This is a genomic window from Sphingobium sp. TA15 (assembly GCF_037101235.1).
Lineage (GTDB): Bacteria > Pseudomonadota > Alphaproteobacteria > Sphingomonadales > Sphingomonadaceae > Sphingobium > Sphingobium indicum.
In genome coordinates this window covers 2,284,211-2,303,425 of sequence record NZ_AP025355.1, presented here as the reverse complement: position 1 = coordinate 2,303,425, position 19,215 = coordinate 2,284,211, and the positions used below count along the sequence as shown (strand labels likewise).

The window sequence follows — 19,215 nt, the reverse complement described above, 5'->3', positions numbered from 1 at the left end:
TTAACGAAATTACATTTGCTCTTTAAGGACCGACACGACCCGTTTCACATCCCCGTCCGTCAGGGCGGGGTAGCTTGGCAGGCTGATTCCGCGGCGCGCGATGTCTTCCGAAACCGGAAAGCTGGTATCTAATTTGTACATCGGCATCTGGTGCGCACAATAGAAAACCGGGCGACTATCGACGCCCTTGTCCCGCATTCCCTGCATTACTGCGTCCCGGTTCACATGGGCGGGCAGCAGTAGGCTGATCAGCCAGTCGGAACTGACAAGGCCGTCCCGCTGAGCCTGGAAGGCCACATCGGTGTCTTGCAGCAATTCACGGTAGAGGCGAGCGATAGCCCGTTTCCGATCAAGAATAGCATCGATACGCTCGATCTGGGCAACGCCAATTGCCGCGCATATGTTTGTCAGGCGATAGTTGAAACCGAGTTCGTCATGCCAATAACGCTTGTCGAGCGACTGGCCCTGTCCTTTCACCTTTCGCATGCGCGCGGCCAGAACGCCATCGGCGGCGATAACCAGCCCGCCTTCGCCTGTGGTGATAGTTTTGTTGCCGAAGAAGCTGAATGTGCCGATATCGCCGAACGTGCCTGCGTGTTGGCCGTTTAGCGAAGACCCCATCGCCTCCGCGCAATCTTCTACGATCGCCAGATTATGCTTGTCGGCAATTTCCTTGATAGCCTCCATGTCGCAGATGATGCCATAAAGGTGCACAGGCATGATCGCCTTGGTGCGTGGCGTGATTTTGGCCTCGACATCCTTGGGGTCCAGCAGCCAGTCCTCTAGTCGGCAGTCGACGAAAACCGGCGTTGCGCCGGTTTGGGCGATTGCGTTAACAGAAGCAATATATGTGAAGGTCGGCACGATGACCTCATCGTTGGGTCCGATATCAAGGCAATGCAGAGCGAGGTGCAAGGCCACGGTTCCGTTGGACACGCCAATTGCGTGAGGCGTGCCGATGAAATCGGCGCAGCTCTTTTCAAATTTCTCGGTGTAGATACCGATGGAAGAAATCCAATTGGTATCGAGGCAATCGACAACATACGCTTTTTCATTGCCGGATATGTCGGGCATATACACAGGAATGAAATTCAGCTCGTTGTCATTTTTGGGCGCCTCCCGCTTTACCTTCAATGCGATATTCTTATCTCCCAACGTTTTAGCTCCCTTGCTGGCCCCTGTAATCCGCAAGATCGTGATATTGATATTGCCTTGGCTTGAATAGCTCTTCTGTTGCTTGCGCCATGGCGAATAATGCAGACGGCATGGCACGCCCGTCAGGACTAATGGCATGGCTTGTCAGCTGACGCAGGGCTTGGACAACCGGCAATATGTCCATGACACGGGCGATTAAAATCTCAAGACGGTCGACATAGGTGGCAGATGAGTATGTGATCCTGGCCCAGTCCCGTGCCTGTAGCGCCATTTTGTCGGAGTGCGCTGGGTCAAGGAAAATCCTACGTAGAGCGCTTGCAAGATCACTCACTTCCTCCCCATAGGAGATCTTATGAATTAGCTCGTCGGGGGCCATCGAATAGCTCGCTACGTTCGATACGATTAGTGGCCTGCCTTGGTACATAGCGGTGATGAGCGACGCCGATCCCCCTTCTGTCACTGGATGACGAAGGCAACAGATCGCATCTGCCCGCGTAAGTACTGCGCTGAGATCCTGGTCGGAAAGATAGCCGTGAAAGATAGGCTCAGCCACACCAAGATCCGCAGCAATATTAGTCAGTTCTGAACGGTAGTGCGCCTCGATGGAGCCGGCTAAATGGACCTCAATAGCGCCGAATTCCGCTTGAAGATCGCTCACAGCCCGCAACAGGCGATCTGGTTGCTTATACGGGCTGATGATCCCGAAAATGACCACGCGTCGGGTCGATGTACACTCATGCTTCGTTTGCGTCGTTCCGATATCAGGAAAACAGAGCGGCAAAACTTCCACGGGGCCTGGGCAGGCGGCCGCCACCGTTGGCTGGTAATGTGGGCCATGAACGATTGCTCCTGATGCCATGGCAGCTAGCGCGGCCAGTATGGGGCGCGCACCCGGGTCGACAATATCGAGTTCCGACGGAGCCGCATTTTGTAGCCCATCTTCACCCATCACGGTTGGCATCAGTGCCTGATGCCGATCCTGCATCCCCCCTTCAAAATGGCGCATCTCCGCGTCGTGGAACACCGCGATGGCGGGCCGCTCCGCTGCAATCCGGAGCGTCCCCGCATGATAAGGAGCATGATTGCCGTAATTGATTATGACAAGGTCTATATCTGCAGGTATCGCGTCGTCCGGTCCCAAAATCTGAATAGAGGTAGAAATGGCGGGCCAACGCGCTTCGGCCCCGCTTTCCACGCGCATGATACGAACATCATGGCCTCTGCTGACAAGCTCCTCACAGACCTCCCGGCTGTAAGTGCCGATGGCTGAGCGTGTGTTAAAGGGGGTAACCCAGAGAATTTGCATCAATTATCGCCCAAAAGTCGGGAAATATGCGAGTCCCAGTTAATATCCTTGCTGCGCCACAGATTCCGTCCTCGTTGGCCCATTTCGCGAGCAAGCGGTGGGTCGTAGAGAAGTGTCGCCATTGCGGCGGCTAAGGATTCGGGGATCGCCTCCGACACGAAGCCGGTGTCTTGATCGATAACGATATCGAGCAGTTCCCCGGCATCGGTGGAGGTCACGACCGGCTTACCCGCCTCGAAAGCCTCCATGGTCACATAACCGTAGGAATCTTCCTGAAACGGCAAATAGGCCACGGCCGCAGCGTGATTGACGTAATTCCCCAGTTCCTCCCGATCAAGAAAACGCAGATCGAGCGTTACTTGATCCGTAAGTTCCAATTTCTCCACGAGATCGTGCAACCGCGCAGCATCGGCTTGCGTTTCCGGAGGGCCGGCGACGATAAGGCGGGCGCTTGTCGGCATATACTGCATGGCCTGGACCAGAAGCCACTGCCGTTTCGAATCGTTGATACGGCCAGGAGCGAGAATGTAGTTTTGCGATTCTCCCCCACGGAAAAGTTGAGGATCGTTTATGGGCGCGCGTAGCGGCGGAGCATCGACACCGTTAAACTGCTTCAGGCGGCGACTGACTTCCGTAGAGATAGTGAACAGGCGTGGCTGGTTGGGAAAGAATGCATCATCCTGCGCCCGGATGATGTCGCGAACAGCTTCGCCGGACCAATCATGCGGTAGATTGTTGTAGGGAGAGGCCCAGAGGTCATATGCTTGCCGGTACTGGTGAATCAGCCAGGTCGTATGATGTTCGGCCGGAATGAAATATGCCGGAAACTTCATCGAAATAACCCTATCCACATTCGGCAGGCGCATTGCCTTAAACCGGGCGATTTCGGCGGGTATGCCGTCATAGGGTTCCCATTGAAAAGGTAGGCGCAGAAGTTCAGCGTCGATGTTGCGTAACCTGAGATTGCGAACCAGGTGATCCGCCAATTCTTCAGCGCCGCCCCAGACGAAAGGCGCCATCGTATTGATAACAAGAACTTTCATGCCGTCAGCCTCGCTACCACGTGATCCCAGTTAATCCGTAGTGCGTCGATGCGCTCGCGCGCTCCGCGACCCAGCGTTTCCGCCAGTGTCCGGTCACTCCATAGGCGATCGAACGCCGCCGCAATCGCAACTGGCTCCGGCGTGGTGAGGTAACCGCTCTTTCCATCTTCTACGAATTCGCGAACGCCGCCGGAATCCATAACCGATATGATCGGCCGACATGCTTGCGCGCCTTCCAAGGTTGGATAGCCGTAGCTATCCTCGTCCAGCGGCGCATAAACCACACCAAGAGCGTGGGAGAGTAAATGCCTCTTCTCGCCTTCGCTGATCCAGCGGCCGTCGATCGTAACCCGATCCTGCAATCCATATGACCTGACCAAGCCATGGAGGGAGGCCAGATATTCGCTGTTGCTTGCTGCGCCGGCGATTCTCAGTCGGACAGGCGTATGCGTCTGCGCCATTGCCTCAAGCGCTAGGTGCTGACGCTTATGATGCTCGATCCGGCAGACAAACAGCAATTCCGATCCATAGTTGTGCGAAACAAAATTCTTTTCCCTGCTCAACGGAGGATAAAGGACTTCTGATTCAATCCCATTAAAATTCTTCAACCTATCAGAAACAACTTTTGAATTTGAAAATACCTTATACGCTTCATCTAGCGCGTTGCCATCTGCATTCATCAGATTTTTACGAAAACTGTTCCAATATGGAGTTCGTGGAAAATTATTATATTCGCTGTCCCAAAGATCGTAGAAAATTCGTTCGTGATGAATAAACCAAACAACCTTGCGAGAATGCTTAATTACGTGAGCGGGAGGGCGACAGCAGATGACCATGTCGCAGATATTTTCGAGATTCATCATGCGAAACCCGATCATTTCCTCAAACATGGTGGTGGGATCGCCGCTGAAAGGGAGCCAGATCTTCTCGACTTTGTGCCCGGCTTTCTCAAGTTCGGGCGCAAGTTGATCCACGAACATCCTGTAGCCCCCATTGATGTGGGGAACGGTGGAACTTACAATCCCGATCTTCACAATCCGGATTCCAGCTTAGGCCGTGCGGGCGCGCCGACAACCGTCTGCCCTGCTTCGATCCGGGAGATAACCACCGAGCCTGCACCCACCGTGGCTCCTTGTTCGATCGTCGTTTCGGGCCTTGCCACCGATCCGATGCCGAACAAGACTAGGTCGCCAATATCGACATTCCCCCCCATGACGGAACGGGGCGCGATATGCGCGCCATTTCCGATGCAGCAATCATGCTCAACGATCGCGCCTGTGTTAATGATGGCGAAGCTGCCGATCTCCGCGTGTGAATTGATGATAGCACCCGGCATGACCACCGACCCGTCACCGATCCGGGCGTAGGGCGAGATTATTGCGCTCGGATGCACTATGGCCGGGCATTGAAAGCCAAGCGCCTGAAGACAACCGCCAAGGCGTGCTCGCAGCCGGTTGGACCCGATCGCGACGACAGCGAAACGCAGGCCTTCGCCGAAGAGCTTTTCTGCCATGTCGTCATCGCCCAGCACTGGCACTTCGGCGCAATGATAGCCTGGCCCGATCGGATCCAGAGCGGCTACCGGATTCCAGCCTGCTGCGCGGACGACGTCAATCACTACCTTGGCGTGTCCGCCGGCACCGATAACCAACAGCTGCTTGTTGGAACTTTGCATGGGTTTGTTAACCTTGGTTCAGGTGAGTTTCCGGCTTTCTGGAAAGCAAGAGGTTGATGCTAGCGATATCCTCAAATCCTTCTGATCGGAGCGGAGTAAGGGAAGCACTGTCCTCATCAATCTCGAACAGGGGCATTCCGAACGCCTGAAGCGTAGAGATCCAGGTCGATATGTCCGTGCCTGCGCGTTGGAGATGAGAAGGGCCGAATTCCAGCAGAACAGAGGCTTGTGGGTTATTGACGAGGGTATTGCGCAAACCCTGAAGCACTTCCAGTTCCCATCCCTCCACGTCAATTTTGATCAAATCCACTTTCCGGTCGCCGATGACCTCGTCCAATGCGACCATCGGCACTTCGATCGTTCCCCTGCTTTCATCGAGTGGCAACAACGAACTGTGACCGCATGTCTGGCCGACATACAATGTCGCAGTTCCGGCTGTGCGACCAGCTGCACTCTGATGTAGTGACACAATGTCGCCGAGACCGTTTAATTGAATCGTAGCCGCCAAAGCGGACATCGTTTCCGGCACAGGCTCGAACGAGATAACATTGCCCATGTTTCCAACCCGCCGGCCGGCGGCGACGGAGAACAAGCCGACATTCGCTCCCACGTCCACGAATGTATCGCCCGGCTGGAGGAGCCTTTCCACCACGGTCAGCGATCCGGATTCAGGCAACTGGCCTACTGTATAATAGGCAAGCGCCGCCAGATCTCTTTCGGGAATGGCGAACAGCCCCTTGGCATTGCGGCATATGATTTTTCCCGAACCCGTCGCAGGGAACACTTGCCGGTGAAGAAGCGCATCAACCTTTGCGAACATGTAGGGCAGGTTCGTATAGAGGAAGTCGCGCACGCCTGCGATGTCACCGGTCAGATGCTCTAGATTTCCCGCATGGATAGTCCGTCCGGATTCAATATCCGCCAAGGCCGCGCGAATTTGCGCTTCCAGTGCCAGATGTGTATCCTGTATGAACGCGAAGACAGCCTCCTTGAAAGGAGGCCATACGGCGATGGCCTGATCCAAGGCCGTTTCATGATCACCGAGACGGTTTCCAAGCGCCTCCTGCATATCGGCCATGACGTTGCTGAATGTTGCATCATGATCGTCGAAGCGCGCCTGTAACGCTTTGGACGTGTCGCTGGCGGACAAAAGAACCGCCTCTCGCAGTTCCGATAGCGCAGATAATTGGTTCTGCCGGACGGCCTCGAACTTGGCTGTCATTCCAGCCTGCCAATCCTGGATATGTTTTAGATCTTCATCGCCCTTCAACTGACCGAGTTGCAAACGACGTGAAGCATCGAGGATCGACTGAAGCATGCCGCGCAAGGCTTGCTGTTGTTCCAAGACCTTCAATCGGGCCGCTTCATTGGCCTGAAACCCATCCGCAACAATCTTGCCTAGAGCTTGAACCTGTTCACGAAAAAAACTGCTCAGCTCCTGTTGCAAAAGATCAAGATGCGCATGCTGTTTCTCAGCATAAAATGCATCGCGCCGTTCCGAATAGCTAGTCATCTGCTGGAGCATGAATTGCGTATGTAATTCATTCTCCGCAGACTGACGAAGACGCTCCAGCAACTCCTCCGTTACACGTTGTGACGCTTCGAGCCGCTGACCCAGCGACGATCTGACCAACGCATTATTCAAATATAGCCCTAAAGTGGTGAAGGGATGGCGAAGCCATGACCGCCATCTACCGATCTCTGGCACGGTTGCGACGCCGACTGAACTTTGCCAAGACGCAGGAGGGCAAGCGTCTAACGGCCCAGCCGCCAACGACTCCACAGGAGCAGGGAAGAACTTGAACCCGCCCTGCGTCTTCTCATTCGCGGGGAAGGCTGTTGGCTCCGGCGCAGATTCTTCAATCGATAATGGCGCCAAGCAATGGATCGGCGCCGCAGCCAAACGCGCGCGAAGCGCGCTTGCCGCTACGCTACCACGCAGAGCGCGCGAGGCGACACCTCCCTTCAGTTCGGCGGGCCAAGGATAAGGATCAACGATCATGATGTCCAAGTCGGCCCAGCCGGTTGCAAATCGCTCATAAAACCAAAAGCGGCCTTCGCAAACGAAAGAGATGCGTAGCAGGGCCATTCCACAGAATAACGGCGGCGTTACTAACAGTTGATAGATTTGTGTTGTATGGGGACACAGAAAATCTCTAAAAAAAGTCCGATTGCCGTCCATAACAAGGGGGAGGCCCGTATTTATATCGATCCAACGGTATGAAATATTGATGGGATGTTTCTGATCCCATGCCAACGCATTTGGGCCGCTGTTAGTTATTTCAATTTCAATATTGAAATTGCACCCGATCTGCGCAGACTGAACAATATCCAGAGCTCTGAGGGAGACATCTCCAATGACGTCCTCTATCGGCAGAAAAATACCTTCATCCATGCTCTATACAATCTCCGGACGAGGCGCCAACATGAGGTATAATCAGGCTAGGCCCGATCGTCGCTACTGCATAACTCATCCAAAAGGTCAAGCCATTGCAGTTGGACAGCTCGAGAAACCAATGGGGTTTGATCGCTGAGAAGATTCAATGCCTTGGTGCGAACGTGGAGGCTTGGATGGCGGGACAGCCTGGTTTCTTTGATCTTTCGGACCGGTACGAGGCGCTGAGTGTGGCGGGCGATCCGCTGGAACGGCTGCCGGCGGTGGTGGACTTTGAGCTATTCCAGGTCCGCTGGTGGCGGCGCTTCGGCGCTATCATTGGCAATGAAGATTATGCATGTGATGTGCATAAGCTTGGTCAAAATCAGAATGAAAATTTATGTGTCCATCATGAAGAACCGCAAAATGTGAGCAGTGTCTCCTAACATATTCAGTATCATGAGAAATAATTAACATCGCACGATCACTGCGTTTTTGGAAAAGTTCCATCTCACATCGTTCGTGGAATCGCGCGTCACCAACGGCACTGATTTCATCAATGAGGTAGCAGTCAAATTCTATGATCATTGAAATGGCGAAGGCAAGTCGTGCACGCATCCCTTGAGAATAGGTTTTAACAGGCTCTCGAAGGTAAAGGCCTAGTTCGGTAAAATCTGTTACAAAATCTAAGTTTTTCTTATAATCTTGCTTATAGATTCGACTTATAAACCGAACATTGTCCAAGCCGGTGAGTGCTCCTTGGAAAGCACCACCAAATGCAAGCGGCCAAGACACAGACATGGTTCTGCTGATGCTACCGGATGTTGGTTGTTCCGCACCGCTGATAAGTCGGATCAGCGTCGATTTACCCGCGCCATTCCGTCCTAGAATACCCAACTTCTCTCCTCGATTGAGGATGAAGGAGATGTCGTTCAGTACGACGCGGTCTCCCGATCTCGTAGGGTAGACCTTGAATATATTTTCGGCTTTGATCACTCTGGTGTAATTCCCCGACCGATCATGGCTACCTGCGCGAGCGCGAGCAGGGTCAGCCCGATGCACCACCCCATTATGTAGGGCACGTCATAATGGGAATGGACATTGTTTCCGAAATATCCTTTGCGGACGATTTCCACACCATTCACCATCGGGACATAGAGCATAAACTTCTGAGCGCCCGTTGGGAGAGCATCAACCATGAATGCCGCGCCTGAAAGGGGGAACATGATGTAGGAAACCGGATGCCAGAATCGCTCAACAAGCTCGCTCTTCTCGCTGATGGCTCCCAGAAACATAGCTAGGCTGGCTCCAAACCATGCAAGTAGCAGCCACCCTCCCACAACCGTGAGAACGTCTTCGGGGGGATCGAGCCATCCGATGTAGATGTAGAACAAGCTTAGGGTGATAAATGAGATCGTGGCCCCGCCAGCCTCAAGCAAAAGGCGGGCAATGAAGATATCGATCGCCTTAACATTGCGATGATACATGAGAGCAAGATTCGGCTCGATCGCCCCGATGCAGCGCGCTGGCATGTTACGCCACAAAAGAACGCTAGAATAACCGGTAAGCGCGAAGGCAACAATGGGTAGCGACGAGCCATGGACTGATTTGGATAGCGTCCACAGGATGGTAACGCCTGTCGTGAACAACATGGGTTCGACGAACAACCAGAGGAAGCCGATATTGTGCCGACCATAGCGGGTGAGAATCTCGCGCATCAAAAGCGCATAGATCACCCGGCCCTGGATCTCGGCGCTGCGGCGGATCGCGGTGAGTTGCGAAAAGGTCGTCACGCGGTTTCTAGTCCTTGTGTTCTAGCATACCTGCGATCAACATGCTGAGGATGCCCCACGCGGCAAGGCCCAGGACAAGCGTCGATACGATGCCGCGCCAGCGCCGCGGTTCCAACGGTTCATCGGGAACATTGGGTTGTACAATACGCTCGACATACGCCTGTTTGCGGTTGGCTTCATTCCGGGCTTCATCGAGGGACGCCAGCGCACTGGCCAGTTGCTTGTCAGCGAACTGGTTTTCCAGCAACACGCGCTGATACTGGGCGGCGCGTGACGAAAGCGACTTACTGCTGCCGGCTACCAGGCCAAGCTGCTTGTCAATCTCATTGCTCAGGCTTTCTGCCCGTGCTGTCAGCACTTCGATTTGCGGATTCTGGGGGGATACGGTGCGTGTTTCTGTCAGTTGCGTGCGGGTGGCAATCAATTCGTCCTGCAACTTCGAAATCATCTGGATCTGGACCGTCGCTTGCTTTTCCGGGTCCACGACCCCCGCCGCGTTGCGATAGGCGGACAGGGCTAGCGCCGCGCTTTGCGACTTGGCTTTGGCGTCGTCGACTTCTCTCTGGGCGAAACGAATCAAGTCCTGTCGCCCGCGTTCATTGAGCTTGTTGACAGTGGCTTCGGCCATTTCCAGCAGTTGCTCGTTAAACCGTCCCGCATCCTGCGGCGTATACGCGCGGACGGTCAGAGTAACGATGGAGGACGAGGATTCGTATTTTACATCCACCTTCTTCTTATAATATTTATACAAATCCTCGAAGGTGGTCCCCCAGCCCATACCGGCAAAACGGTCTAGGACAGAGATGGATGGGGCGGAATAGGCGCGCATAAAGGCGTTTTTCCGGTTGAGTGCCTCCAGCGCGTCGCGGGACTGCACATAATCCTGGGCTGCGTAAACCTCATCTCCCGCGTTGGCGAAGCCTGAGCTTTTGAATAGCGCGCCAAGGCCGGTAGGTGTCGATTTTTCAGGGCTTCGGACGGTGAAGCGTGACTCGGAGATATACACGTCCGAGGCGAGGAAGCCGAAATACAGGGTGGCCAGCAGGGTGGGGATGATGACCGCAATCAGGAAGAGCGGGGGGATTTTTTTAAACCTGGCTGCGATCATTTCGGGCATCTCTGCATCATTTTGCACGCTTTTCTGATTGTCCTGTGCATGTCCAACGCCCGGTTCCATTTTGGCGTGAGCGATATTCATAAGCCTAATCAATTCCCAGACAAGTCAGCATCCGGCCCTAGCCGCCTCACTCATCATCGTCCAGAAGGCTGAGGAAAAAGTCTCTATTTTATTCCACGGTCGAGACATCAGCCGGAGACCGCTGGTCGGTGGTCCGGCGGGTGGCGGGCCGTCCCTGTGCCGGTTTTACAGCGGGCGCGGGGAATTTATGTTGAGCATCCTTGATCCGGGGGTTGGGTTCAGCCATAGATCAGCGCCTTTCGCCCATGATTGCGCCGCGTGTCTGTAATAGTTGGATCTGGCTTGCCCTCGATGAACAAAACAATGATGTCAGTACGAATGGTGGGGGCGACATGCCTTGCTATGGCGCTTTCTGGTTGCGCCATCATGTCATCATCGGGTCCGTCCGCCCGCGCCGTCAGGGCCGAGCGCGATCACATGGTCGATGACGCCCAGATCAAGGTCATAGACGTTACGGATGCGGTAGCCCGCGACATTATCGCGAACACCCCTCATTCCTCCTTTGTCGAAGATCTGGGGGAGGGCAGGCCGATCGGATCGGTGATCGGCCAGGGCGATGTACTGGATATCGCGATTTGGGAAGCGCCGCCGGCAACGCTGTTCGGCAGTTCCGGCAGTGATTTGCGGCTAGGATCGGTCAGCTCCGGTTCGCTCTCGCGCGGCACGCCGCTGCCGGAGCAGATGGTCGACAGCGACGGCCAGATCACCATTCCGTTCGTCGGCCGCGTTCAGGCGGCGGGGCGCACGCCGCAGCAGATCGCACAGACCATCACGTCCCGCCTTGTCGGCAAGGCGCACCAGCCCCAGGCGATTGTGCGCCTGTCGCGCAACGCCGCCGCGAACGTCACCGTCGTGGGAGAGGTCGCCAACAGCGCGCGCGTGCCGCTGACATCGCGGGGCGAGCGCATTCTAGATGTTTTGGCGACTGCGGGCGGGGTGCGTCAGCCGGTCGGCAAGATGACGGTCCAGATCACGCGCGGGATGAAGGTGTCCGCGCTCCCGCTGGAGACGGTGATCCGCGATCCCCGCCAGAATGTCCGGCTTGAACCCGACGATGTCATGACCCTGCTGTATCAGCCCTACAGCTTCACCGCTCTGGGCGCGATCGGCAAGAATGACGAGGTGAATTTCGAGGCGACCGGACTGACGCTGGCGCAGGCGCTGGGCCGCATCGCCGGCTTGCAGGATGCCCGCGCCAACTTGAAGGGTGTGTTTATCTTCCGGTTCGAGGATCCGGCCGCGCTCGACCCGGCGATCCGGACGGCCGCCCGTACCACCCCGGACGGCAAGGTGCCGGTCATCTACCGCATCAACATGAAGGAACCTTCCAGCCTTTTTATCGCGCAAAGCTTTCCGATCCGGAACAAGGACGTTCTCTACGTGTCCAACGCGCCTTTGGCGGACATTCAGAAGTTTGTGAGCGTGATCTACTCGACCTTTCTGCCGGTGGCGACGACGGCGACGACGTTGAGATAAGGGCTGTGCCTGCACGTTGGAGAGGCGTTGTCGTGAAGCCGTTTTGGGATCTCTTGCCCCGCCATATCGAGCAGGTCGCGACTACGGGCGTGATCCGCAAACTGCGCGCAAGGCTCCAGCGCCGCAAGATCGTCCCGCCGGAGGTGCAGTCGTCACGGCCCCGGCGGCTTTATGTCGATCTGGCGGTCATCAGCCGGCATGATGCCGGGACGGGAATCCAGCGCGTGGTGCGCGCGCTGGCGCTCGCACTGCGGGAAGAAGGGGCAGGGGAGTGGGATATCCGCTTCGTGGCGGCGGACCGACGCCGGCCCTACCATGGCATAGCTTGGCCCGATGCGGGCGTGATCGTCGACCCCGCCGAAATGGAAGGGCGCCCTGGCGACCTGTTAATCGGGCTTGATTTTTCGCTCGATACCATCCGCCGCTATCGGCGGCAGTTGACGCAATTCCGGCGCGACGGCGGGCGCCTGTGGTTCCTCATCTTCGATCTTCTGCCGGTCGAGAGGTCGGACTGGTTCTCGCCCAACAATGTCCTTCGCTACAAGGCATGGCTCGACACCCTCGTCGGTCTGGCCGAAGGCTTTCTCTGCATCTCCGAGCAGACCGAGCGCGACCTGCGGCGGGTGCTGGCGGCGCGCTATGGCCTCACGGCCGGCTATCGCACGACCGTGGTGGCGATGGGCCACGATATTCGTGAGTCCCTGCACAATCCGAGCCTCGCGACAGATGCGGCGGATTGCGCGCGGTTCGATATGTCGCTGCCCTTCTCGCTGATGGTGGGGACGCTGGAGCCGCGCAAGGGCCATGCGGACATTCTCGCCGCCTTCAGCGCGCTCTGGCGGCAGGGGGCGGACGATCGCCTGGTGCTGGTGGGCCGATTGGGTTGGAATGTCGAGGATCTGCGCGACGCGATCCGGACGCATCCCGAACATGGCGGCAAGCTCTTTTGGTTCGACGATGTGGACGATCTGGAGCTGGAGCGCATCTACAAAGCGTGCTATGGTGTCATCATCGCCTCCCATGCCGAGGGCTTCGGCCTGCCGCTGATTGAGGCGCTGGGGCATGACAAGCCGGTCCTAGCGCGCGACCTGCCCATCTTCCGCGTCCATGAGGCGCTTGGCCTCCACTATTTCCCGGCGGGCGCGAACGCTGATGAACTGGGCGCCTGCATCCGGCAATGGGCCGAACAGGCGCAGGCGGGCCGGATCAAGGTGGCCCGGCCAAGCGCAAGCTGGAAGGCCTCTGCCCAAGGGCTGCTGTCGGCCATCGCATAGGCCGAGCGGCGGGATCAGGCCGGGGCTTTATGCTCGGCGATCAGGCGCAGGCTCTGTTCGTTGAGCCACGCCGCCCGCTCCGATGTGTCACTTTCGGTATAGCAGCGCAGTTCAGGCGCGTTGCCGCTGGGGCGCAGGTGGATGATGTCGTCGCCCTCGAAGCGAATGCGCAGCCCGTCGGTGGTGTCGATCGTGTCGGCGGCCCCCGCAATATTGCCGAACATCTGCGTGAGGCGCGTCAGGATCGCGCCCCGGTCGCCCTCCAGAAGATGGGCGATCAGCGCCTGGCTCTGCGCGGTGGGATAGTTTTGCAGCCGCTCGCTGAATGTATAGCGCGTCGGCAACTGGGCTTGAAGCGCCGACAGGGGCAGACCCTGCCGCCGCGCATCGACCAGCGTGGCGATGATCGGCAGCACCGCGTCCCGCGTAGGCAGCGCCGCAAGGCGAGCTTGCCCGACATCGACCGCCGAGCCCAGCAGAAATCCGCCATTGGCTTCATAGCCGCAGACCGTGGCCTGTCCCTCGGCGGCGAGGGCGTTCATCGCCTCGATGACGAAGGGCGACCCGATGCGGGTCCGGCGCACCGCGTCGAACAGGCCCGACAATTCGACCGCGCTGTTGCTGCTCACCGGCGTCGCCACCGCCTTGATGCCCAGCGCGCGGGCGCACAAAATGCCCAATATGTCGCCCCGTATCCACGCCCCGCTCTCGTCCGCCAACAGCGGGCGATCGGAATCGCCGTCGGTTGAGAGGATGGCGTCGAGCCCCAGTTCGGTGGACCATTGGCGGGCGAACGCCTGATCTTCGGGCCGGACCGCCTCTGTATCGACCGGGATGAAGCGTTCCGACCGGCCAAGGCGGTGGAGCTCGCCGCCCAATTTCTCGACCAGCGCCGCCAGAATGTCGCGGCCGACGGCGGAATGTTCATAGACGCCGAGCTTCAGCCCCTTCAGCGCCTGCGCGCCGAAGGCGTCGACATAGCGGGCCACATAAGCGGTCGCGACGTCGATCAGTGGGCCGGGAGCGACAAACTCCCGCAGCATGTCCTGATGGTCGAACAGGTCGGGCAAGCTGATGGTCTGGGCGCGGATGCCCAGCTCATCGGACTTCAACACCTCGCCATCGGTGCGATTGAATTTGATCCCGTTGCGGTCGTCAGGAATATGGCTCCCCGTTACCATCAGCGACGCGATTCCGCGCTCAAAGCCATAGGCCGCCACGGCAGGGGAGGGCGCGAAGCCGCAAAAGTCGACATGGCCGCCCTTATGGCGGATCGCTGCGGCGCAGGCGGCCATGATGCGCGGGGAAGAGGGGCGCAGATCGCCGGCGATCGCCACATGGCTGCCCGGCGCGAACTGCCCAACGTCCTCCAGATGCTGCAAAAATCCGCAAGTATAGGCGAAGCAGATGCGGTCAGTCATCGCGCTGACAAGGCCGCGTGCGCCGCTGGTGCCGAAGGCGACGCCCGATTGTGCCATCAGGTCGGCGATCGAGACAGGCTGAGTCATATTTTCAAGGAACCTGTGGAAAGGAGCGTTCAGGCGACGGTGGTGGGTGCCGCGGCCTTGAGGGCTTCGGTCACCTTGCGGACTTTCTGGGATTCACCCCGGCGAAGGATCATGACTTCGCCCCGCGAAACGACGACGATCAGGTCGTCGACATCGACCAGCGTGACGCGCGGACCGTCGCTGTTGACAAGGCAATTCTGCGCTCCCAGCAGTAGTGTTTCGCCCCGGACGGCGTTATTGTCCTCGTCCTTCGCGCTGACGCTGTGCAGGGAATCCCAGCTGCCGACATCCGACCAGCCCATATTGACCGGCACGCAGGCCACTTGGGCCTCCCGTTCCATTATGGCATAGTCGACGGAATCCGAAGGGCAGGCGGCAAAGGCCTGCGGGTTGGGGGCGACGTGATGGCCCTTTCGCTCGGCCCCGTCGAGCGATGCCCTGACCGCTGCCAGCATGGCGGGCTGATGACGCTCCAGCGCCGCCAGATAGGCGTCGGCACGGAACATGAAGATGCCCGCGTTCCAGGCATGGTTGCCCTCGGCCAGCATGTCGGCGGCGCGCTTTGCATCGGGCTTTTCGACGAAGCGGACGACCTCGTGGATCATGTCGCCACAGGTTTCACCCATCTTGATATAGCCATAGCCCGTTTCCGGGGCATCGGGCGTGATGCCGAAGGTGATCAGCCAGCCTTCCGCCACCAGCGGCAGGGCGCGGGCGATGGCCGCGTGAAAGGCGGGCAAGTTGGCGATGGTGTGGTCGCTCGGCATGACGAGCATCGCATCGTTTTCCTGCGCTTCGATCGCCGCCAGAGCGATGGCGGGAGCCGTATTGCGGCCGAAGGGTTCGAGCAGCACGAGATAATCCTCAATCCCGCTGAGGGTAATCTGCTCATCGATAATGCCCGCATGGGCGGCATTGGCTACCACGATCGGACGCCCAACCGGCAGAGCGTTGAAGCCTTCAACCCGCTTGACTGTCAGCTGCAGCATGGTTTCGTCCGCAGTCAGCGGCAGCAGTTGCTTTGGACGCGTCGGTGTTGAGACGGGCCAAAGTCGGGTACCCGAACCACCGGACAAAATTACCGGCACGATTTTGGGAAGTCTGTTAGTCATCATTCACATCATTTAGGAAAAGACGATGTTGAGAGTTCGATCCGGAGGTGTGAACCGACCCAATCATGCGCTTCATGCGCGGAAAGAGCCAGTTTGCCAAGGCGATTTTCAAATGAGCGACGGTTAGGCTACCGCACCTAGGGGCAGCCAGGGAGGGTCATGCTCGCCACTCACGGCGGCAATCTGACCAGCGTGCTCGATATGCCGCTGCGTTCTGAGGCGCTGATACAATATGATATCGACTGATAGGCTGGCGTCGAACCAAACTATTGTCCGAGGCCGTGAAAAATGAATAAAGGGCTACGCGGTTAAGAATAAATGAGTGTTAAGATCTTCTTGTAGGAATGGATATAGGGTCATATGCCAATTCATCGCCTTGTTGCTCAAGTTATCGAAAAACCATGGGGCCGAACCGATATTCCATCCCACGTTTCTGCCAATGACGGCAGGCGCATTGGAGAAGTCTGGTTTTCTTCCGAACAGAGGATCGACTTACCCCTTCTGGTGAAATATATCTTTACCAGCGATAATCTCTCTGTTCAGGTTCATCCAAACGATGAACAAGCCCAGCAGCACGGGATGGCGGGCGGAAAGTCGGAGTGTTGGTATGTGTTGGATGCTGCGCCTGATGCGCGGCTGGGTATCGGCATGTGCCAGGCTGTTACGTCCGAGCAACTGCGCGCTGCGGCGTTGGACGGCAGCATTGAAACATTGATGGAGTGGAAACCTGTCAAGCCAGGCAGCTTCTACTATATACCCGCCGGAACGGTGCATGCGATTGGTGGGGGCGTGGCGCTGGTAGAAATTCAACAGAATAACAACGTGACCTATCGGCTTTATGACTATGGGCGCCCGCGCGAACTGCATCTCGATCAGGCGGTGGCGGTCAGCGTGGCTGAGCCTTACAGCTTGCCTGATCGCATCATTGCTTTGACGGCTGAAGAACGACTGATTGGCTCTGCCGCTCCTTTCACTCTTGATATCGTTCAGGGGCAGGCCCAAACATCTCAGCAGATCAAAGGCGAAATGTCGTGGTTCATCCCCCTGGCCGGCACGGGAATCCTCAATGGTGAAAGCTGGCGGCCCGGCGAATGCTGGCTGATAGAGGGTGAGGCTACTATCGAGATTCTGGAACAGATGAGCGCCCTTATTGCTCAGCCCATGTCTCCAATCGTGCAACAGATTGACGTTCCGTCTTTGCCTCGTAAAGCCGTCCGTGGCTGAGCGCGCGAAGCCAACGCACTCGGCAATCGTTTCGCTAACTTCGTCACGGCATCACGGCGGCCTCAGTCCAGCTTGTTGATGGACTCGCGCATGTGGTCGATGCTGACGCTGGAATAGCGCTGGACCATGCGCAGCGATTTCCATCCTCCCATGTTCATGATGGTGATGAGGTCGATCCCCGCCATGACGCAGTGGGACGCCCAGTGGTGGCGCCAGTCATGGACGGTGAAATCCTCTACCCCTGCGCGCTTGCACGCGGTGGCGTGCTGGTTCTTGATCGGATTGCCGCCGGGAATCTTCGCCTTGCGCGTGTCCTGATAAGGTTTGCCCAACCGGTTGAGGAAAACATGCCCCTTGGTCGGTCGGTCGCGCTTCTCCCAGATCGGGCGTAGCACGTCCATCACGCGGGGATGCATCGGAACGGACCGGATGACGGCATTCTTGCTGTGGTTAAGCCGGATCGATCCTTGCTCCATATCGACGCCCTCGACACCCCACGGGAGCTGCAATGCCGTCTGGATGCGTGGGCCATGGAAGGCGAGCAGGGTGATGATCGGCTGGATGTGTGGCGAGTAGGCCTCGATCAACCGATCGCGGTCCTCCTTGCTGAGGAAGCGCACCCGTTCATTGTTGAAGGGGATCGCCTTGATCCGCAGGGGCGGGAGGTCGTGCAGGTCGTGATGGACATTGATGGCCGCCTGGAACACGGCGCGATAGCGGTCCTGGCCCGCTGGGTTGTGCCCGGTCAGATAAGCGCGGCGAAAATGCTCCCAGGCCTGCTTGGGCTCGCGCAGGCTGAAGTCGCCGATGAGGCCATTGAGCTTGCCGATGCGCAGGATGTCGGACGGGCAGGGGGGCTTTGCCTTCGTCAGGTAGCTTTCAAAAGCGTCGGCTATTTTGCCTTGCGCCACGATCGCGGCCGGACCGAACATCAGCCGGTGCCGCAGCTTCGTTTCATGTTCCGCCATCAGGTGCGCCGCAGCATCGCGGTCACTCGTTCCTGAACTGAACTCCTTGACGATGATCCGTTTGTCGCCGAGGGCGATTGTTCCTCGAATATGGTAAACCCGGTTCTTCCCACGGGTACGGAAGGAGAGCATGTGATCTTCTCCAGTAGCAGCTGATATTGTGACTCTGTCGCGCGCGTCTTTCCGCACGCATGGATGTAGGGCACGCCATGTTTCACGAAGGTCCGGCGCATCCATTTTGCGGGATCGGTGCTGTGCATGTTCAGCCGCGACAGGATGTCACGCGGGGTTAGGAGAGTTGCCGTCGGCGTTTCGCCAGCCGCCGGTGCCCCATGTAGCGTTGTCGCATCGGCTTGGCCGCGTGACTTGGTTAGGCGACGTCTTGTCGACATGGAAAAGCCCCTTTAGCTGCCGTCGCCCGTATCGTTCCACCGAGGGCTTGCTGGCGCGCTGCGCCTTTGAGTGTGCGGCGCGGCGTCCGGCAGTATATGCACAGGGCGATCAGCTCGATCATGCCGGGGTTTGGAAGCTCCGTGTTCTTGAATGGTGGAAGTTCGGGCATCATTTGCAAGCTCCTCGGCCCCTGGGCCAAGAGCTTGGCGCCTGTCGCAGGTTGAAACAGGCATCGACCAGGATTTCCGACCGTCCCCGACCCGAACTTGTCGCCAGATACTCGAGCCGCCTGCTCATATCCTCGGGCAGGAACAGTTGATGCCGGGTCTTGTAGTTCTTCATCGGGCGTTGGCCTGTTCATGACGATGTCCTATGGCCGCGGGCCAGCGCCACGCCGGGGATGCAGAAGCGATCCGCTGCCATCAATGACTATCGCTTTTCGGCGGCCTGCAAGGAAATGGTCCAGATCGGCCCAGATCGGCCCCGATCGGACTTATATGCGCCGATAGTGGGACCGCTGCCCCGGCCGATGCTCGACGTGGACGACCGGTCTGGCCTCGCACATGAACTTAGGGCGCGTCAGAGCTGCCTATCTCAACCAAGGGCGATGCGGACAGGGTGGAACAAAGCTGATTTCGATCTTTCTCTAACCTGTTGCACCGACTTGACATTACGATAATGTGTCGTGGCGTTTTCGTTGGAAGGCGCCGAGGTTT

The 19,215-nt window shown here is 57.6% G+C and carries 16 protein-coding genes and 1 pseudogene; 4 read left to right on the top strand and 13 right to left on the bottom strand.

The features are described from left to right. Positions 1-9 precede the first annotated feature (9 nt). Genes Sj15T_RS11470 through Sj15T_RS11445 form a run of 6 tightly spaced genes read right to left on the bottom strand, consistent with a single transcriptional unit; the run spans position 10 to position 7,574 of the window. Positions 10-1,155 carry a DegT/DnrJ/EryC1/StrS family aminotransferase gene (locus Sj15T_RS11470; protein WP_013041148.1) on the bottom strand — a complete coding sequence of 382 codons (1,146 nt, stop codon included), beginning with the start codon at positions 1,153-1,155 and terminating at the stop codon, positions 10-12. Between the two features lie 4 nt (positions 1,156-1,159). Next, positions 1,160-2,461, bottom strand: a complete 1,302-nt coding sequence (locus Sj15T_RS11465) for a glycosyltransferase family 4 protein (protein WP_013041147.1) — start codon at positions 2,459-2,461, stop codon at positions 1,160-1,162. After that, the gene (locus tag Sj15T_RS11460) at positions 2,461-3,504 is read right to left on the bottom strand and encodes a glycosyltransferase family 4 protein (protein ID WP_013041146.1); all 1,044 of its coding nucleotides are present in this window, start codon (positions 3,502-3,504) and stop codon (positions 2,461-2,463) included. The genes Sj15T_RS11465 and Sj15T_RS11460 overlap by 1 nt, the downstream gene beginning before the upstream one ends. Then, positions 3,501-4,484, bottom strand: coding sequence for a glycosyltransferase family 4 protein (locus tag Sj15T_RS11455; RefSeq protein ID WP_197532068.1), 984 nt, complete (start codon positions 4,482-4,484; stop codon positions 3,501-3,503). Before Sj15T_RS11455 ends, Sj15T_RS11460 begins: the two co-directional genes overlap by 4 nt. A 50-nt stretch (positions 4,485-4,534) precedes the next feature. Beyond that, entirely contained in the window at positions 4,535-5,179 is a 645-nt protein-coding gene (locus Sj15T_RS11450) for an acetyltransferase (protein WP_049775112.1), read from the bottom strand. A gap of 7 nt (positions 5,180-5,186) precedes the next feature. Beyond that, positions 5,187-7,574: an FkbM family methyltransferase gene (locus Sj15T_RS11445; RefSeq protein WP_081440668.1), complete on the bottom strand. Its 2,388-nt coding sequence runs from the start codon at positions 7,572-7,574 to the stop codon at positions 5,187-5,189. Positions 7,575-7,750: 176 nt separating this feature from the next. Between Sj15T_RS11445 and Sj15T_RS11440 the strand changes: the two are divergent. After that, a pseudogene (locus tag Sj15T_RS11440) lies at positions 7,751-7,887 on the top strand (IS5/IS1182 family transposase); the annotation flags it as partial. Between the two features lie 2 nt (positions 7,888-7,889). On the opposite strand, the gene Sj15T_RS11435 reads toward Sj15T_RS11440, so the two are convergent. The 4 genes from Sj15T_RS11435 to Sj15T_RS11420 all read right to left on the bottom strand — a co-directional run bounded on the left by Sj15T_RS11435 (position 7,890) and on the right by Sj15T_RS11420 (position 10,770). After that, positions 7,890-8,549: an ABC transporter ATP-binding protein gene (locus tag Sj15T_RS11435; RefSeq protein WP_081440667.1), complete on the bottom strand. Its 660-nt coding sequence runs from the start codon at positions 8,547-8,549 to the stop codon at positions 7,890-7,892. Beyond that, positions 8,546-9,346: an ABC transporter permease gene (locus Sj15T_RS11430; protein ID WP_013041140.1), complete on the bottom strand. Its 801-nt coding sequence runs from the start codon at positions 9,344-9,346 to the stop codon at positions 8,546-8,548. The genes Sj15T_RS11435 and Sj15T_RS11430 overlap by 4 nt, the downstream gene beginning before the upstream one ends. Before the next feature lie 7 nt (positions 9,347-9,353). Beyond that, positions 9,354-10,544 carry a capsular polysaccharide export protein gene (locus Sj15T_RS11425; protein WP_013041139.1) on the bottom strand — a complete coding sequence of 397 codons (1,191 nt, stop codon included), beginning with the start codon at positions 10,542-10,544 and terminating at the stop codon, positions 9,354-9,356. An 88-nt stretch (positions 10,545-10,632) separates the two neighbouring features. Then, positions 10,633-10,770 (bottom strand): hypothetical protein, encoded by a 138-nt coding sequence (locus Sj15T_RS11420; RefSeq protein ID WP_013041138.1) that lies wholly within the window; start codon positions 10,768-10,770, stop codon positions 10,633-10,635. Positions 10,771-10,961: 191 nt separating this feature from the next. On the opposite strand from Sj15T_RS11420, the gene Sj15T_RS11415 reads away from it, so the two are divergent. Together Sj15T_RS11415 and Sj15T_RS11410 are read left to right on the top strand one after the other, a co-directional pair. Next, complete coding sequence (locus Sj15T_RS11415) at positions 10,962-12,020, top strand: polysaccharide biosynthesis/export family protein (RefSeq protein ID WP_338756102.1); 1,059 nt, start codon at positions 10,962-10,964, stop codon at positions 12,018-12,020. Between the two features lie 32 nt (positions 12,021-12,052). Then, a complete protein-coding gene (locus Sj15T_RS11410; protein ID WP_013041136.1) occupies positions 12,053-13,294 on the top strand; it encodes a glycosyltransferase family 1 protein in 1,242 nt (413 codons plus the stop codon). Between the two features lie 14 nt (positions 13,295-13,308). On the opposite strand, the gene Sj15T_RS11405 is transcribed toward Sj15T_RS11410, so the two are convergent. Then, a complete protein-coding gene (locus Sj15T_RS11405) occupies positions 13,309-14,802 on the bottom strand; it encodes a phosphomannomutase (protein WP_013041135.1) in 1,494 nt (497 codons plus the stop codon). Positions 14,803-14,831: 29 nt separating this feature from the next. Beyond that, complete coding sequence (locus Sj15T_RS11400; protein ID WP_041386589.1) at positions 14,832-15,914, bottom strand: mannose-1-phosphate guanylyltransferase/mannose-6-phosphate isomerase; 1,083 nt, start codon at positions 15,912-15,914, stop codon at positions 14,832-14,834. A gap of 360 nt (positions 15,915-16,274) precedes the next feature. Between Sj15T_RS11400 and Sj15T_RS11395 the strand changes: the two genes are divergently transcribed. After that, complete coding sequence (locus Sj15T_RS11395) at positions 16,275-17,138, top strand: class I mannose-6-phosphate isomerase (RefSeq protein WP_013041133.1); 864 nt, start codon at positions 16,275-16,277, stop codon at positions 17,136-17,138. A 62-nt stretch (positions 17,139-17,200) separates the two neighbouring features. On the opposite strand, the gene Sj15T_RS11390 is transcribed toward Sj15T_RS11395, so the two are convergent. Beyond that, complete coding sequence (locus Sj15T_RS11390; protein ID WP_253720661.1) at positions 17,201-18,343, bottom strand: site-specific integrase; 1,143 nt, start codon at positions 18,341-18,343, stop codon at positions 17,201-17,203. Between the last annotated feature and the right edge of the window lie 872 nt (positions 18,344-19,215).

What these genes read in the sequence shown, in the direction of transcription:
- Sj15T_RS11465 (WP_013041147.1), bottom strand. Translation starts at nt 2,461, where the DNA reads ATGCAAATTCTCTGGGTTACCCCCTTTAACACACGCTCAGCCATCGGC.
- Sj15T_RS11460 (WP_013041146.1), bottom strand. Translation starts at nt 3,504, where the DNA reads ATGAAAGTTCTTGTTATCAATACGATGGCGCCTTTCGTCTGGGGCGGC.
- Sj15T_RS11455 (WP_197532068.1), bottom strand. Translation starts at nt 4,484, where the DNA reads ATGTTCGTGGATCAACTTGCGCCCGAACTTGAGAAAGCCGGGCACAAA.
- Sj15T_RS11450 (WP_049775112.1), bottom strand. Translation starts at nt 5,179, where the DNA reads ATGCAAAGTTCCAACAAGCAGCTGTTGGTTATCGGTGCCGGCGGACAC.
- Sj15T_RS11445 (WP_081440668.1), bottom strand. Translation starts at nt 7,574, where the DNA reads ATGGATGAAGGTATTTTTCTGCCGATAGAGGACGTCATTGGAGATGTC.
- Sj15T_RS11425 (WP_013041139.1), bottom strand. Translation starts at nt 10,544, where the DNA reads ATGAATATCGCTCACGCCAAAATGGAACCGGGCGTTGGACATGCACAG.
- Sj15T_RS11420 (WP_013041138.1), bottom strand. Translation starts at nt 10,770, where the DNA reads ATGGCTGAACCCAACCCCCGGATCAAGGATGCTCAACATAAATTCCCC.
- Sj15T_RS11415 (WP_338756102.1), top strand. Translation starts at nt 10,962, where the DNA reads ATGGTCGATGACGCCCAGATCAAGGTCATAGACGTTACGGATGCGGTA.
- Sj15T_RS11405 (WP_013041135.1), bottom strand. Translation starts at nt 14,802, where the DNA reads ATGACTCAGCCTGTCTCGATCGCCGACCTGATGGCACAATCGGGCGTC.
- Sj15T_RS11400 (WP_041386589.1), bottom strand. Translation starts at nt 15,914, where the DNA reads ATGACTAACAGACTTCCCAAAATCGTGCCGGTAATTTTGTCCGGTGGT.
- Sj15T_RS11395 (WP_013041133.1), top strand. Translation starts at nt 16,275, where the DNA reads ATGCCAATTCATCGCCTTGTTGCTCAAGTTATCGAAAAACCATGGGGC.
- Sj15T_RS11390 (WP_253720661.1), bottom strand. Translation starts at nt 18,343, where the DNA reads ATGGATGCGCCGGACCTTCGTGAAACATGGCGTGCCCTACATCCATGC.